This window comes from uncultured Mycobacterium sp., from assembly GCF_964249325.1.
GTDB lineage: Bacteria > Actinomycetota > Actinomycetes > Mycobacteriales > Mycobacteriaceae > Mycobacterium.
Genome location: NZ_CAXUCH010000055.1, coordinates 7,984 through 22,900, shown reverse-complemented (window position 1 = coordinate 22,900; position 14,917 = coordinate 7,984). Strand labels below are relative to the sequence as shown.

The following is a 14,917-nucleotide window of genomic DNA, read 5'->3' as shown; positions in this document are numbered from 1 at the left end:
GGCATGCGCTAATGCGCCGATCTCTTTCTCGATGAAAGGTCTGCGACCGGTCAACGCCTCATAACCGACCACACCGACGGCGTAGATGTCGTCGGATACCGTCGCCGACCTTCCCGATATTCGCTCTGGGCTGAGGTAGGCGAGCGTGCCGACGATCTGTCCCGTCAGGGTGTAGGCCGTCTCGGCGGTCTTGGCGATGCCGAAGTCCGTGACCTTGACGCCACCAGATCCGCTGAACAAAATGTTTCCCGGTTTGATGTCGCGATGCAGGATTGCGGCATCGTGTGCCAGCGCCAAGGCTTCCAGGACGTCGACGAGCAGATCACGCACCATTAGTTGAGGCAGCGGGCCCCGGGCGATCTCATCGGCCAGCGAAGCGCCGGGTAGTCGCTCCATGACAATGAAGGGAGTGCCGTTGTACTCGCCGTAGTCGTGCACGACAACGATGTGTGGACTGGCCAGCGCGCCAGCCGCTCGCGCCTCGGCTTCGAAGCGCAGCCGTTTCTCGGTCACGTCGGTGAGGGCAGGATGCAGTAGCTTTACCGCCACCACCCGCCGCAGACGACGGTCCCACGCTTCGCGGACCTCCGCCATGCCGCCGCGGCCCAGGATGCCTCGCAGCTCGTAGCGGCCACCAATGACCTCGCCGGCCTCCACCGATAAAACGCTAGCCCCGCGAAAGAGCCGTACGACGCGGAATCCGGTCTGGGGCCGCGTGCCACTGCTGACCATCGACGAAGTCGCTTCCCGGCCCCGGCGCGCTCAGGCCCAGCGGATCGGCATTTGCAACCAGCGACGCTTAGCTCGTGCCCGGGTTGGTTGGAGACACCGTTACGGTTGGGATAGAACGAGGTAAAACCGACCGAACGAATAGATGGCAGATCACTCAATGTACGAACAGATCGAAACCACCGCGCCGGACGCCGCTGGCGTCGGCTCACGCATCGATCCGGTTCTTGCCCGGAGTTGGTTATTGGTCAACGGCGCGCACCCCGACCGGTTCGAAGACGCCGCACGCTCTCCGGCCGACATCGTCGTGCTTGACATCGAGGATGCGGTCGCTCCCAAGGACAAGGCCGCAGCCCGCGACCACGTCGCACGTTGGCTTCGCGCCGGAAACACCGATTGGGTCCGCATCAACGGCTTCGGCACCCCGTGGTGGGCGGACGATCTCGACATGCTAGCCGGCACCTCGGTCGGCGGGGTGATGCTGGCGATGGTCGAATCGGTGGACCACGTCACCGAGACAGCGAGACGAGTGCCCAACGTGCCGATCGTGGCGCTGGTCGAAACTGCCCGAGGTCTGGAGCGCATCACCGAAATCGCCGCCGCCAAGGGGACTTTTCGGCTTGCCTTCGGCATCGGTGATTTCCGCCGTGACACCGGTTTCGGAGAAGACCCTGCCACTCTGGCTTATGCTCGCTCCCGCTTCACGATCGCCGCCAAGGCCGCAAACCTGCCCAGCGCGATCGACGGGCCGACCATTGGCTCCAACCCGCTGAAGTTAATCGAGGCCACGGCTGTTTCCGCAGAGTTCGGGATGACGGGCAAGATCTGCCTGTCCCCGGACCAATGTTCGGTGGTGAATGAGGGACTATCCCCATCACAGGATGAAATTGCCTGGGCCAAAGAGTTTTTCGCAGAGTTCGAACGCGACGGGGGGCAGATTCGCAACGGCTCTGATCTTCCGCGCATCGCCAGGGCCACCAAGATCCTCGATCTGGCGCGTGCCTACGGGATCGAAGCCGCTGAGTTCGAGGACGAACCGGTTCACCGGCCTGCGCCTTCGGACACCTACCACTACTGACGCCAGCTAGCGTCGAGCCCAGGTTGCTGGACGCTTTTCAAGGAATGCGCACATGCCCTCTTGGGCATCGTCGGCGCGAGCGGTCATCGCCATCACGGCCTTGGTCAGATCGTAGGCCCGATGTTCGTCGAGCTCGATCTGAGCGTAGAACGCTTCCTTGCCTAGCCCTACGGTCAACGGGCTCGAAGCCACGATCGCGTCGACGATCGCGCCGAGTTCGTCGTCAATCATGTCCGCCGGGACCACCCGGTTTACCAGGCCCCACTCCCAGGCGGTCTCAGCGGAGATCGGCTGGCCGGTAAGCAACATCTCCAGGGCACGTTTCCTGCCGATCGCGCGCGACAACGGCACCATGGGCGTCGAGCGAGGGTGAGCCGAGCCACCGGCCCGCCCGCGCGTACCAGCACAGCTGCGTCGGCCGCGAGCCTGCTCATGCAGGCGAGCATACGTCGGGGTTCGGTCCGGGACGGTGCAGAGCGAGGGCAAACAGCCCCGAACTCCACGGCAGATCTATTCGGCCGTGCCGCGCTCCAAAACAAGCGCTGCCACACCCAGCGCGATGAGACCTATTGTCGTGCAGCAAGCCATCACCAGGCCGATGCCCAGCGAGTAGTGGCCGACGTTGACGTCGAAGGCTTCGCCGAAAATCCTTCGAAGGTTGAACGCGCAGGACATGCAAAAGGCCGAAGCGATGCCGGATAGCACCACGACACCAACGGCTGCCTGCTCGCGGGGAAGCAGCCACAAATACGCGGCTCCGGCGGCAATAACCAGGACAGCAATGACGGCGACCCAAAGGCCGCGATGGCTGACGACGTGCTCTAGGGACTTCGCGGCGTAGCGCTCGAATTCCGGGTCATCTTGAGGCATGGTCACCGAAACGCCACCCGCCCCGGACACCGAAATCTGCGCAATGCTGTTCGACCGGTCGCCGATTGTGATGTGACCCCAGTCGAGAAAGACGGACGCGAGCAGGATCAACCCAGCAACCAGGATCGCCAGACCAACAATCCAGCGCGGGGTTCCACGCTCGATACGAGCCTTCCCGCTGTCACGACGTAGCCAACGGCTCGGCATTCTGGTCACGAATTGATTGTTCTGCGCCGATGACGGTCCGGGCAACGATTGACCCACGTCCGCGCAGAGCACTGCTCGTGCCGACCGACGACACCCGTGGGGTTATGTGCCGCAGAACGTGCGGTACGCGCCGAAGTCCTCTGGGGCGGGGGATGCGTAGCGCTCAAGGTCCGGCCGTTCGTCATAGGGCGCGGTCACTGCGGCAAGGAGCCGGCGGACGGGATCTAGCTCGCCCGCTGTGGCCGCGGTCAAAGCCTCCTCCACGAGATGGTTGCGCGGGATGTAGATCGGGTTGACCCGGTCCATCAATTCGGCGTCCGGCTCAAGGGCTCGCCACCGCGTCATCCAGCCGTCGAACCCGGCGAGGTCGACGAACAGGCCGCGCACGGATTCCGCCTCGTCGCGGGCCGCTCGGCTGAGGTGACGGAAGAACGAGGTGTAGTCGACGTGGCTCTCCCGCAGCAGGTGGAGCAACTCGTCGGCCAATGCGGTGACCATGTCGGCCTCGATGTCCGCAGTCAAGCCCAGTTTGGCTCGCATGCCCGCCGACCAGGCGGCCTGGTACTGCGGCAGGAATGCACCGAATGCCTCCTCGGCAAGTGCGAGCGCTTCGTCGTCGTTGTCCGAGATCAAGGGAAGAAGCGCCTCAGCTAACCGGGCGAGGTTCCACGCGGCCATCTCCGGCTGGTTGCCGTAGGCGTAGCGCCCCCAGAAGTCGATGGAACTAAAGACCGTCTCGGGGTCGTAGGCCTCCATGAACGCGCAGGGCCCGTAGTCGATGGTTTCGCCGGAGATGGTCATGTTGTCGCTGTTCATGACGCCGTGGACGAACCCGACAAGCATCCATCGCGCCACCAACGACGCCTGGACAGCGACGACGGCTTGAAACAGTGCCAGGTAGGGACGCTCGGCTGCGGCGGCGCTCGGATGATGGCGGGCAATGGCATGATCGGCTAGGCGTCGCAACAGGTCGACGTCGCCGGTGGCAGCGGCGTACTGGAAGCTGCCCACCCGCAGATGACTGCTCGCGACACGGACCAGCAAGGCGCCGGGCAGCAGCGTCTCGCGCTGCACCGGGCGCCCCGTGGCTACCACGGCCAGCGATCGCGTCGTCGGAACGCCCAACGCGTGCATTGCCTCGCTGACGATGTATTCGCGCAGCATCGGTCCGACGACGGCCAGGCCGTCACCGCCGCGTGCGAACGGCGTGGGCCCAGATCCTTTCAGGTGGATGTCGCGTAGGCCGCCGTGGCGGTCGAGCAGCTCGCCGAGGAGCAAGGCTCGACCATCGCCCAACCGCGGCACGTAGCCGCCGAATTGATGTCCCGCGTAGGCCTGGGCTACCGGAGTGGCGTCGTCGGGAACGCGGTTGCCCACCAAGAAACGCAGGCCGTCAGACGTCCGCAGCCAGCCAGCGTCCAGCCCGAGCTCGGCGGCCAGCGGCTCGTTGAGCGCCAGCAGTTGCGCGTCGGGAGGCGTCTCGGCTTGCCAGCGGACAGCCATCTCCGGCAACTCGCGTGCGAAGCGGTCGTGCAGGACGATCGTCGTATCCGGTGCAACACTCACCTCACCAGGCTACGGGCCGCGACCGCGCTCAACGGTCCAGCAGCCCGGACTGCGCCAGCGCATGGTCCACAAATCGCTGCACTGGCCGCGAGCGGTAGAACCAGGTGTGGCCGCCGGGGTACCAACAGATCTCGGGTTTGCCCCAGTGTTGCCACAGCCGGGTGGCTTCTTCGCGTGGGTGTACCAATCGGTCGGCGATCCCGACGTAGATGAAGCGGCCCTGCTTCGGCACCAAGGGAGTCAGCGCGAGCGGAGAGATCATCTGGCCGATGGGCTTGGCCAGCTTCAGCGTTCGACTGATCGCGTCGTAGTCGCTGAGGCCGGCATGGCGGCTGATCAGTTGCACCAGATCGACGGGAGGGACGCCAAGGATGGCGCAGGTGAGGCCGTCGTCGAGGCTGGCGACCAGAGATGCGAGGTATGCGCCGAGGGAGATGCCGTTTAGTCCGATTGCGGCCGGCCCCTGTGACCGGATCCACGACAGCAGGCGCCGGATATCCCAAACCGCTTGCGCCACACCGTGAACGTCGTCGAGTACGTCGGCACTGGGGAAAGAGGTGCCCTTCGGTAGCCCGCGCGCACGAGGGCCATGCATGGGAAGCACCGGAAGCACGACATTCAGGCCAAGATCGGAGTGCAGATGCCACGTGCGAAACAGCGCGAGATCCAAAGCGGCCCGTCCCATTTCCGCGCCGTGCACGCACACGAGCCATGGTCGCGGCTCACTGTGCCGCAGCATCAAGGCGTACACCCGGCTACTGGAGGCATAGCCAAGCCAGCGTTCTCGGCCCGGTTCACCTGAATGCGGCTGGTACTCGCTGTCAAAGGACATGCGTTCGTAGGTGCGCCCACGGCTGTTGACTGGACATACGGAGACGCCGCTCGGCGGTGGGGGCGTCGGGAAAAACCCCCCGGGATGCTCCAGCCAGCCCTTTTGGCCATAGAGGTCGAGTGCTGCGATCACCTCCTGCTGGATGCGTTCCTGTGTCGCCGGGTCGGGCGCCGACCGCAGCAGGTGAAAACCCAACAGCAGGATTTCGTCGAGGAATGCCTGTGCCGCGAGCGTGATGCTTGGTCGGCCCACGGGCAGCTCGCCGGGCTGACGGTCCAGGTAGTCGGCCCAGGACCGGGCATAGAAACCGCCGGTCCGGGTGAACGGCCCCAGCGCCTGCCACAGCGGACTGGTAACGGCGCGCCGCTGATCCGAAAACCCCGGTCCCCGGCGACCGGCAGGAGAAGCCGCCGGGATTGTGTGCTTGGCCCTCTCCTCCATCTCCACCCCCTACTGCCCGGCTTCGGCCGGGCAAGAGATCGGATGCAACGAGCCTAATGGGCTCAATGAACGATTCGGCTACATATCCGGGCGACGTCATCGTGCGGGTGTAGCGAATGCCCGTTAGATCGCGCTGGCTTGCGGCATCGCAGTACCGACCCGGCTGAGCTGCTCGCCCAAGCCGGCGGCGCAGCGGATCTCGGCGAAGGAGCTGATCATTGCGTCGGTGGACTCATGGGGTTCGGTCAGCGTCCCGTCGTCGGCGAGGACGGAGATGTTGAGCTGATCGGCGTAGCTCCGCACCGTGATATTCAGGCCGCTGCCCGCCGCGACCGGGCCAACCGAGTAAATCTCGCTGACCACAGCTCCGGCGACGCGGCCCCGCTCGCGCGGTCCTGGCACGTTCGAGATTTTCAAGTTGAGGACCTGGTTCTGCTGTCGGTGTGCAGAGGTCCAGCGGAAGGCGCCGATGATCGCGAAGGCGGGGGCGTAGTCGATCCAGCTGGCGATGGTCTTGCGGCCCAGCAGCTCGTGGTTCTCCTTGGCGATGCGGGTGGCGATGCAGGTCAGCCGGACACGCGCCAACGCATCGTCTACCTGCACGGGCAGCGACACCAGCATGGTGCTGAGCGCGTTGCCACTGATGCGCTGCGGCGAGGTGTCGATGCTGACCGGCACTGAGGCGATGAGCGGCTGGTCGGCGCGACCGTCATAGCGCAGCAGCAGTTCCCGCAACGTTCCTGCCGCGGTGGCTAGCACCAGGTCGTTGATGGTGATCTCGAGGCGTTTGGCGGTTTGTTTGACGTCGGCCAACGACAGCGTGGCGGTGGCAAAGGTGCGCCGTGGCGAGAGTTTGTGGTTGATGAATGTGAGCGGCGGATGGAAGGCGCGGGCCATTTGCGGTTGCGGACCACGTTCATGGGCCCGTCGCCGCAGCCGCGCGATGCCCATAGCGCTTTGTCGGACGGCGCCAGGAAGCATGGCGAGCTGACGAAGATGGTCGCGGCCGGCCGCTGCCAGCAACTGTGCGGCGGAAGGCTCCGGATCGGTGTCATACCGATCGCGTTCGTCCGCGCTCGACTGCGGCCAGTCGAGAGCACGGGCCATCAGGTTGGCCGATGCAACACCGTCGGCCAGCGCGTGATGAATCTTGGCGATCACGGCGACGCGGGGGCCGGCCAGTCCTTCAGCGAAGTACATCTCCCACAGGGGCCGGCTGCGGTCGAGAGGTGTGCTGGCGATCAGGCCGGTTACGCGGTCAAGTTCTCGCCGACCGCCCGGCGCCGGCACCGCGATGGGGCGCACGTGGTAGCCGAGGTCCACCTCGACCCGTTCCCGCCACATCGGCCGATGCAGATGCAGCGGGACGTCGATCAGCTGGTAGCGCAAGGGTTCCAGCAGATGCAGGCGCCGGCGCAGCATGTCGCGCAACACCTCCACCGTTGGCGTGCCCGCGAAGTCGGAAATGTCGATGACGGCAACCTTCAGCGTGTGCTGGTGCACGTTGGGTGTCTCGCTGTAAAGCATCAACGCGTCCCAGCCGTTGAGTCGCTTCATCGGAATCGCCAGGTTCCTAGCTTGCTTTCTCGGCAACGATGCGGCGTTGTACCGATTCCACAGCCTCCCGTAGTCCCGGGAGGAACTTCTGTGGCTGCAAAGTGCAGCTGGCGTGCCCAGCCTCGACCGTGACCGCGTGCGCACCGGGTATCTGGCTGGCCAGCGAGAGCTGACGTTGTATGCTGAAGGCGCGGTCACGCAAGGTGATCACCACCGACGTCGGCACGTCGATCTCGGCTACCCAGGACGTCGAGTCGAACCGCATCATCTCGCCGATTGCGCGGCTGATTGCCCCCGGGCTGGTGGCGCGGACCTGCCCGAGCAACCACCGGCTGTCGTTCCTGACCAGTTGCTCAGTTGATAGCTGCGGAGCGACGGGTAAGCCGGGATACGGCGTCAACGCCTCGATCACCGCGGCGAAGAGACCCGTGGCCAGTCGCTCGTAGCTTGCACGGTTGTACGCCGCGGCTGCGGCGCACAACACCAGCCCATCGACCCGTTGTGGATGGCGCCGCCAAACAAGCTGCGCGATAAACGACCCCATCGAATAGCCGACAGGAACGAACGTTTCCAGCCCCAAAACGTCGGCCAGGGCAGCGACGTCGTCGGCGCAGTCTTCGAGCAAGAACCGCGACGAGCGGATGCCCTGACCATGGCCGCGCTGGTCGAACACCACCACGCGTCCGAACTCCTGCATCATCGCTAGCGTCGGATACCACGTCATCAGCCCGGTGCACGCCAACGAGTGCAGCAACATGAACGTGGGCGCACCAGAGACCGGCCCGGAATCGACCACATAAGTACTGCCGCGGCCCGGTAACTCCACGGTGCGGCCGCTTGGCACACGGCCAACCCGGGCCACCCCCGGCACGCGGGGCGGTAGCATCGGCAAGCCGAGCAGGCGCAGACGGTCGGCCATACTGCAATTACAGCACCACCGCCGACGGATTACGGGTCTGCCGTGTTGTTGCCGACCGCGCTCAAGCAGTGCGGCAATTCTTCGGTCGCCATCCGCCCGCAGTTCCTACGCTATGACCATGAAGCGGCTTTCCAGTGCTGATGCGGCGTTCTGGTTTGCGGAAACGCCGGGCTGGCACATGCATGTCGGCGGCCTGATGATCTGCGATCCGTCGGACGTTCCTGACTTCTCGTTCAGGGCTGTTCGCGACCTGATGGCCAGCCGGGTGCCCGAAATGCCGCAGCTGCGGTACCGGGTGGCCGGGGCGCCGCTCGGATTAGACCGGCCCTGGTATGTCGAGGATCCTGAGCTCGACATCGACTTCCACATCCGCCGAATCGCGGTGCCCTCGCCGGGCAGCCGTAAAGAACTCGACGACCTGGTCGGCCAGTTGATGTCCTACAAGCTGGATCGCGGGCGCCCACTATGGGAGATGTGGTTCATCGAGGGTGTCGAGAACGGCCGGGTCGCCACCCTGACGAAAATGCACCACGCTCTCATCGATGGTGTGTCCGGCGCGGGGCTCAGTGAAATCATGCTCGACGCCACTCCCGAACCACGCCCGCCGGCGGGTAAGCCGAAGGACTCCCTGGTCGGTGTCGGCCTGCCCAGGTTGGAGCTTCGAGCAATCGGCGGTCTTTTCAACGTCACCGTGATGACGCCCTACCGGATGCTGCGCCTGGTCGAGCAGACAGTGCGACAACAGCTGGCGGTGCGCGGCATCGCCAACAAGCCGCCTCGCTACTTCGACGCACCGACTACACGCTTCAATGCCCCAATCTCGCCACACCGGCGCGTCAGCGGCAGCCGGGTGCCGCTCAAGCGGGTCAAAGCGGTCAAAGGCGCGTTCGGCGTGAAGGTCAATGATGTGGTCCTGGCAATGGTGTGCGGGGCAATGCGCCGCTACCTGCAGGATCGCGACGAGCTACCGGACCGGCCGCTGCTGGCCCAGGTGCCGGTGTCCACCCGCACCGAAGGTACCGACGTAGGGAACCAGATCAGCTCCATGACCGTGAGCCTTCCGACCAACGTCGCCGATGCAAGTGAGCGGATGAAAGCCATCCACGACAGCACCCAAGGCGCCAAAGATATGGCGAAAGCCCTTACCGCCCACCAGATCATGGGATTAACCGAAACGACGCCGCCGGGGCTGCTGGGACTTGCGGCGCGCGCCTACACCACCAGCCACATTGGGAGAAACGTCGCCCCGATCAACCTGGTGGTCTCCAACGTGCCCGGACCTGATTTCCCGATCTACATGGCCGGCGCGAAGGTGGAAACCCTGCTGCCGATTGGTCCGCTGGTGATGGACGTCGGGCTCAACGTCACCTGCTTCAGCTACTGCGGATCGGTTGACTTCGGCTTCGTCACCACACCCGAGATCGCAAACGACATCGACGAATTGGCCGACGGCATCGAACCGGCGCTGTGCGAACTGGAGCAGGCCGCCGGTATCGCCGGGAATTGAGCGAAGCCTCGTACCGTGGTCAGCCTTGCGGGAGGGAGCCGGCCGCTACTTCATTGGGGCACTCGTCGTAGTAGGGGACATAGCCCTCCTCGCGACCTTTGAGAACGTAGAGCGGATCGGTGATATGAGGCCCGTAGCCCTGTTCGCGCAGATCGGCCTTTTTCCTCTTGAACGTCGGAGTGTGCTCCAGCGAATCGACGACTCGCACAAATAAAGGCATTGCATAGCTGGGCAGTTGCTCGTACACCGTCTTGGCCAGCGACTTGCCGTCGAACTGACGACCGTCCTTCAGCACCACTGCCGCCATCCCGGCGCGCCCGTCGGTGCCGGGAACCTTTACCCCGAAGACCGTCACTGCTTCGACAGTCGGGTCGGTCGACACGGCCGCCTCGACATCCGTCGTCGCGACATTCTCACCCTTCCACCGAAACGTGTCACCGAGCCGGTCGACGAAGGCGGCATGGCGCCAGCCCTGCGGACGCATCAGATCTCCCGTGTTGATCCACACGTCTCCTTCCCGAAAAGCATTGCGTACCAACTTCTTCTCGGTGGCCTCAGCGTCGGTGTAGCCCTCGAACGGCTGCATCTTCGTGACCTTGCTCAGCAACAGCCCCGGCGTGCCGCCGCGTACCTTGCGCACCCGGCCCTTCGCATCGCGAACTGGTTCGCCGGTCTCTGGGTCGTACTCGACAAAGGCGACCCTGGTCGGGCAGACGCCGGCGGTCTTGGGGATGTTGAAGATGTTGACGAACCCGGTATTGCCTTCGCTGGCCCCGTAGAACTCGAAGACGCGCGGAATATTGAAGCGGGTGACGAACTCCTCCCAGATGTCGGGCTGCAAGCCGTTGCCGCCGATCACGCGGACCCTATGTTGGCGGTCGGTGTCCTTTTCGGGTTGGTTGAGCAGGTAACGGCAGATCTCGCCGATGTACAGAAACGCGGTGGCGTCGTAGCGGATTACCTCGTCCCAAAACCGGGACGCTGAGAACGACCGGCCCAGCGCGAGCGTGGCGCCGGCGCTGAGCACCCCGGACACCCCGACGGTCAACGCACTGTTGTGGTACAGCGGCAGGCAGCAGTACAAGGTGTCGCTGCTTTTCAGTCGCATGCCAAGCGCGCCGGATCCGCCGAGCGCCCGCAGCCACCGGTAGTGGGTCATCACACTGGCCTTCGGCGCGCCGGTGGTGCCCGAGGTGAAGATGTAGAAAGCCGGCTCCTGCGCTCGCACCGACGACGTCACCGCCGGGTTCTCGGGGGGCGCGTCCGCGGCCAGCCGTTCCAGTTGGTCGGCGCTGATTGTTTCGGCAACTTTCGCGCCGGATTCGTCGACAGCCTCGAGCAGCTTTTCGTCGCTGATCAGCGCCTTGGCATTCAGCAAGTTGACGCTGTGAGCAAGCACCCTTCCACGATGGTGATAGTTCAGCATGCCGGCGATCGCGCCCAATTTCACCACCGCCAGCATCAACAGCACCGTGAGTGGCGAATTCTCAAGCATGATGGCGACCACGTCTCCCCGCTTCACTCCGCGGGCGGCGAGCACGGCGGCATACCGGTTGGCGGTTTCGTTGGCCTGACCGTAGGTCACGACTTCGTCTTCGAATCGAATAAAAACGTCATCGCAGTGCCGTCCAGCGCGGTGCTGGAAGACCTTCCCGATCGAGGTCTTGGCCGAGCGGCGAGTCAAGAACGCAGTCAACACGCCGCGCAGGATTACCGGCGCATCCACTAACAGCCCGGGTAGCCGGACCGCGATATCGGTCAGCCCGACGGTGTCTTCAGCCATGGTTCCTCAAGCCCCCGCCACATTGAATGCGCCGTGCAGCCTAGCCAGCGCCAGCGTGCGAGTGAGGGCCACTTGCAAAAACTAGCGTGTGTTGAGGCGGGAGGGTACCGCAGTGAGCTAGCCGATGGCTTGTTTGATCATGTCACGCGCGCGGTCGAGCATCGACGCGAACGGTCCGACAGCGAGATTCAACTTGGCTGATTCCACACCGGGATGCGGCCGCGTTGGCGCGATGGCCTCAGCCGCGCGCACCGCTGTGCCCATCCGCTTAAGGTCGTCGGTGTCGAGTTTCCGCTGTAACTTCGGAAATTCTTCAGTCTCTTCCTGCTCGGCGTGGTCGAGCACTGCCTTCCGCAGCTTGGTGAGCTCGTCGACGAACTGTGGTGAGGTGATGTCGAGGCCCTCGATGCTCGACAGCAGCTCCTTCGCTTCATGCTCCTCTTTGAGCCGCGCATCGACTATCGCGTCGCCGTTGTTCAGCTCGCGGCGCACCCGGGGATGCACCACCATTTCCTCGGCCGTCTCATGCACGGCCAGCAATTGACGCAACGTAATGAACGGCTTCTCACGAGCTTTCGGGTCCGAGGCATGCAGCACTTCGTCGAACATGTCCTCAATGAGGTCGTGCTGCGCCTTGAGAAAGGCGATTACTTCTTCAGGTGATTCGACAATCATGTCGGCCATGCTGAAACCTCCAGTGGTCGGGGGACGCGAAGGCGCGATGGGCTGTGCGCCGCTCGATGCCCCGGCATACCCCGCGCGGGAGCCCGCCCAAACGCCTCCCAGGGCGCCGCGGTTCATCCCTGCTGGTTACCTGTCCGCTGGCGCGCCGATGTTTGCGAGAAGTTGCCGCAGGGTATTGGGCACGTGCGTTCGACCTTGAACCTCGGGCCTTCTTTGTCGTTCGTGCCGGAAGACTAGCCACTCTAGTTCGATCGATATTCCGGCCCTACTTACCTGTTACCTGGAGGATGTTTATGCGTAAGACCATTGCTGTCGTTTCAGCCACGGGGGCGCTGTTATTTGGCGGTGCCGGGATGGCGAATGCCGCCGTGCAGAGCGCGCCCATCCCGTCGTCTACGACGACGACGGTGGCGCAACCAGACAACACTCAGAACACTCAGAAGACCGACCACACCGGCTTGTGGGGACTGGTCGGCCTGCTCGGCTTGGGCGGGCTTGCCGGACTGATGCGACGCAGAGAGACATTTCCCGGGGCTGGCGCTACAGGGCCTGGTACTCACGGCCAAACGCCGCGTGCCTAACTGAATCCCGCGGAGGCCCCACCGGCTGCTTTCTCACGCACTGGTGGGGCCTTCGGGCGAGTTCAACTCACGCGTGGGACCCGTCGCTGCACCCGGCGTTACCCTTGGCGCATGAGCGCCAAGAGCCGTATCCGGGTGGCGCGAGTCTATGACGAGCCTGGCCCTGACGACGGGCAGCGCGTCTTGGTCGATCGGGTATGGCCACGAGGGTTCCGCAAGGACGATCCGCGGGTAGGCACCTGGCTCAAAGATGTCGCGCCGTCGAATGACCTGCGCCGCTGGTACAACCACAAGGTGGAGCGTTTCGATGAGTTCGTTTCGCGCTACGAGAAAGAACTGCAGGGCAGCGACGCGCTGGAAGAACTGCGCAAGCTCACCAAGCGTGGGGCCGTGACCCTGGTAACCGCCACCCGGGATCCTCAGGGCAGTCAGGCGGCTGTGCTGGCGAAGCTGCTTAGCCGCAGTTGATCAGCACCGGTTTCGCTAAGCTCGCTGCTCGACATGACTGAAACCGAACCGATCCTGCCACGGGAATTGACCGAGGGCCTCACCGACGAGGTCCGCAACCTGCCGCCGCCGCCAAGCACGCTCGAACTGCCCGCACCATATGCTTTGCGCCTCGCCGACCCGGACACCGACGCTGAGATGATCGCCGGGTGGATGAATCAGCCGTTGCTGGCCGGCGCCTGGGAATCTGCCTGGCCCGTGTCGCGTTGGCGTCGCTACCTGCGCGCTCAACTCGACGGGAGCTATTCCCGTCCGTTCGTCGGCAGCCTCGAGGGAATAGACGGAGCCTACTTCGAAATATACTGGGCGGCAAAGGATTCCATTGCTAAGCGCTATGAAGCCGACCCCTGCGATGTGGGCGTACACGCCGCCGTCCCGGACGGGCGGGTCTTGAAAAAAGGAATCGTGCAAGCCTTGCTGCCCCATCTCGTTTTGGGCGTGCTGAATTACGAACCGCGATGCCGCCGGATCATGTTCGATCCTGACCACCGCAACCAGATGGGGCGCCGGTTCTGTGAGCGCGCAGGGTGCGTATTTCTCGGCGAACATGACATGTCCAATCGCCGCATGGCCTTGTATGCCTTGGTGCGTTCGCCCGACGATGCGCCCCGCGTTAAGCCGCAACCTGATCAGTAGTCGTAGCTCGCTAGGCGGATACCGTCGCGGTGGCGTGATTTGTCGAGCGACAGCGCCGCCGGAACCATTTCACTTGTCACCAATCCGTGGCCAGCTGTCAATTCGTCGACGATATCGAAACTGCGGACAATCCACTCTGGCCTGTCGATAATGATCGTGCATACAGGTACCCGCCGGGACAGCTGAAATAGCTTGTCGCCGTGTGGCTTATGGTCGCCGTGGAATCCCCAGATGCCGCGCAGCACCGTTGCACCGCGGGCCATCCCGGACTCCAGCAGCTGGCGGACCAGCGCCCGGTGAATCGGCAAACCCCCATGCCCGGTCGCTTCGCTGGTGTGCACCATCAGCTTCTGCCAAACCGCCCGTCCGCGCTCGTCGGCCGTCGGCAGCCGCTGCGGTCGCGCCAACAACGCCCCGTCGCGCTTGCACACCCTGACCCGCTCGACGGTCAGCAACGGCTTGGGCACGGCCGCGCTGAGTTCGGCGACCGCGGCCGAAACCTGCGCCGCCGTCCCGATCGAGATGATCATCAGCGGCACATTGACATTGCGGCTGAAGAACCGGGCCCGGTAGCGGTCGCCGTGCGCGGTGCCGTCGACCCCAAGAAACACTGAAGCACCCGCGAATCCACGCCGATACAGCAGATCGCATACCGCGCGGTAGGCGGGCAATCCGGCGACTCGTTCCTGACGGCCCACATAGATGGTGAGCTTGACCGCGTCGCGCTCGTCGGAGTCGCCGGCTAAGTCCACGTCGCCGGTTGCCAACCGAGCCCGTTCCAAAGTCACGAGTCCGCGCGCGGTCATCGCGATCACCTCGTCGACCAGTCCCGTGATCTTTGACTCCAGGTCGACCGCCGCGATCGCAACCGGCGGATCCTCGGATAGGCTCAGCGACTCGTCAGTGCGCAGCACATGTCGCGGCCCGAAGCTACTGATACCGCGGAGCATCACACTGGTGGCCACCTCGCGCGCGCCGAACAGATCGAGCATCGCGTCGGCGAGGAACCCTCGACCGTCC

Annotated in this window: 14 protein-coding genes and 1 pseudogene (1 of these 15 cut by a window edge); 5 read left to right on the top strand and 10 right to left on the bottom strand. The window is 64.3% G+C overall.

All coding sequences use genetic code 11. From position 1 onward, the window contains the following. Positions 1 to 657, bottom strand: a 657-nt coding sequence (locus tag ACFE99_RS09810; RefSeq protein ID WP_375484706.1) for a serine/threonine-protein kinase, incomplete at its 3' end; no start/stop codon positions are given. A 217-nt stretch (positions 658 to 874) separates the two neighbouring features. Here ACFE99_RS09810 and ACFE99_RS09805 point away from each other — a divergent pair. Then, on the top strand, positions 875 to 1,807 hold the full coding sequence (locus ACFE99_RS09805; RefSeq protein WP_375484704.1) for an HpcH/HpaI aldolase/citrate lyase family protein: 933 nt from the start codon (positions 875 to 877) through the stop codon (positions 1,805 to 1,807). A gap of 6 nt (positions 1,808 to 1,813) precedes the next feature. Here the strand turns inward: ACFE99_RS09805 and ACFE99_RS09800 are convergent, their stop codons facing one another. The 6 genes from ACFE99_RS09800 to ACFE99_RS09775 form a co-directional block, all read right to left on the bottom strand. Next, positions 1,814 to 2,161: an enoyl-CoA hydratase-related protein gene (locus ACFE99_RS09800; RefSeq protein ID WP_375484702.1), complete on the bottom strand. Its 348-nt coding sequence runs from the start codon at positions 2,159 to 2,161 to the stop codon at positions 1,814 to 1,816. Between the two features lie 156 nt (positions 2,162 to 2,317). Then, positions 2,318 to 2,929 carry a hypothetical protein gene (locus tag ACFE99_RS09795; protein WP_375484700.1) on the bottom strand — a complete coding sequence of 204 codons (612 nt, stop codon included), beginning with the start codon at positions 2,927 to 2,929 and terminating at the stop codon, positions 2,318 to 2,320. A 57-nt stretch (positions 2,930 to 2,986) separates the two neighbouring features. Then, positions 2,987 to 4,450 (bottom strand): YdiU family protein, encoded by a 1,464-nt coding sequence (locus tag ACFE99_RS09790; protein WP_375484698.1) that lies wholly within the window; start codon positions 4,448 to 4,450, stop codon positions 2,987 to 2,989. 28 nt (positions 4,451 to 4,478) lie between these two features. Continuing rightward, the gene (locus tag ACFE99_RS09785) at positions 4,479 to 5,723 is read right to left on the bottom strand and encodes an alpha/beta hydrolase family protein (RefSeq protein WP_375484696.1); all 1,245 of its coding nucleotides are present in this window, start codon (positions 5,721 to 5,723) and stop codon (positions 4,479 to 4,481) included. A 123-nt stretch (positions 5,724 to 5,846) separates the two neighbouring features. Then, on the bottom strand, positions 5,847 to 7,280 hold the full coding sequence (locus ACFE99_RS09780) for a wax ester/triacylglycerol synthase family O-acyltransferase (RefSeq protein ID WP_375484694.1): 1,434 nt from the start codon (positions 7,278 to 7,280) through the stop codon (positions 5,847 to 5,849). Between the two features lie 16 nt (positions 7,281 to 7,296). Beyond that, entirely contained in the window at positions 7,297 to 8,199 is a 903-nt protein-coding gene (locus tag ACFE99_RS09775; protein WP_375484692.1) for an alpha/beta fold hydrolase, read from the bottom strand. A 118-nt stretch (positions 8,200 to 8,317) separates the two neighbouring features. Here ACFE99_RS09775 and ACFE99_RS09770 point away from each other — a divergent pair, with 118 nt between their 5' ends. Continuing rightward, complete coding sequence (locus ACFE99_RS09770) at positions 8,318 to 9,706, top strand: wax ester/triacylglycerol synthase family O-acyltransferase (RefSeq protein WP_375484690.1); 1,389 nt, start codon at positions 8,318 to 8,320, stop codon at positions 9,704 to 9,706. 19 nt (positions 9,707 to 9,725) lie between these two features. Here the strand turns inward: ACFE99_RS09770 and fadD6 are convergent, their stop codons facing one another. Together fadD6 and ACFE99_RS09760 are read right to left on the bottom strand one after the other, a co-directional pair. Next, on the bottom strand, positions 9,726 to 11,489 hold the full coding sequence (gene fadD6, locus ACFE99_RS09765) for a long-chain-acyl-CoA synthetase FadD6 (RefSeq protein WP_375484688.1): 1,764 nt from the start codon (positions 11,487 to 11,489) through the stop codon (positions 9,726 to 9,728). A 117-nt stretch (positions 11,490 to 11,606) separates the two neighbouring features. After that, a complete protein-coding gene (locus ACFE99_RS09760) occupies positions 11,607 to 12,173 on the bottom strand; it encodes a hemerythrin domain-containing protein (RefSeq protein WP_375484686.1) in 567 nt (188 codons plus the stop codon). A 56-nt stretch (positions 12,174 to 12,229) separates the two neighbouring features. Between ACFE99_RS09760 and ACFE99_RS09755 the strand changes: the two genes are divergently transcribed. The 3 genes from ACFE99_RS09755 (at position 12,230) to ACFE99_RS09745 (ending at position 13,897) form a co-directional block, all read left to right on the top strand. Then, the gene (locus ACFE99_RS09755; RefSeq protein ID WP_375484710.1) at positions 12,230 to 12,754 is read left to right on the top strand and encodes a WGxxGxxG family protein; all 525 of its coding nucleotides are present in this window, start codon (positions 12,230 to 12,232) and stop codon (positions 12,752 to 12,754) included. A gap of 111 nt (positions 12,755 to 12,865) precedes the next feature. Then, complete coding sequence (locus ACFE99_RS09750) at positions 12,866 to 13,222, top strand: DUF488 domain-containing protein (RefSeq protein WP_375484684.1); 357 nt, start codon at positions 12,866 to 12,868, stop codon at positions 13,220 to 13,222. A 33-nt stretch (positions 13,223 to 13,255) separates the two neighbouring features. Then, complete coding sequence (locus ACFE99_RS09745) at positions 13,256 to 13,897, top strand: GNAT family N-acetyltransferase (RefSeq protein WP_375484681.1); 642 nt, start codon at positions 13,256 to 13,258, stop codon at positions 13,895 to 13,897. Here ACFE99_RS09745 and ACFE99_RS09740 read toward each other — a convergent pair. Continuing rightward, a pseudogene (locus ACFE99_RS09740) lies at positions 13,891 to 14,917 on the bottom strand (DUF190 domain-containing protein); it runs 50 nt beyond the window's last position. The gene ACFE99_RS09745 and the pseudogene ACFE99_RS09740 sit on opposite strands and share 7 nt — an antisense overlap.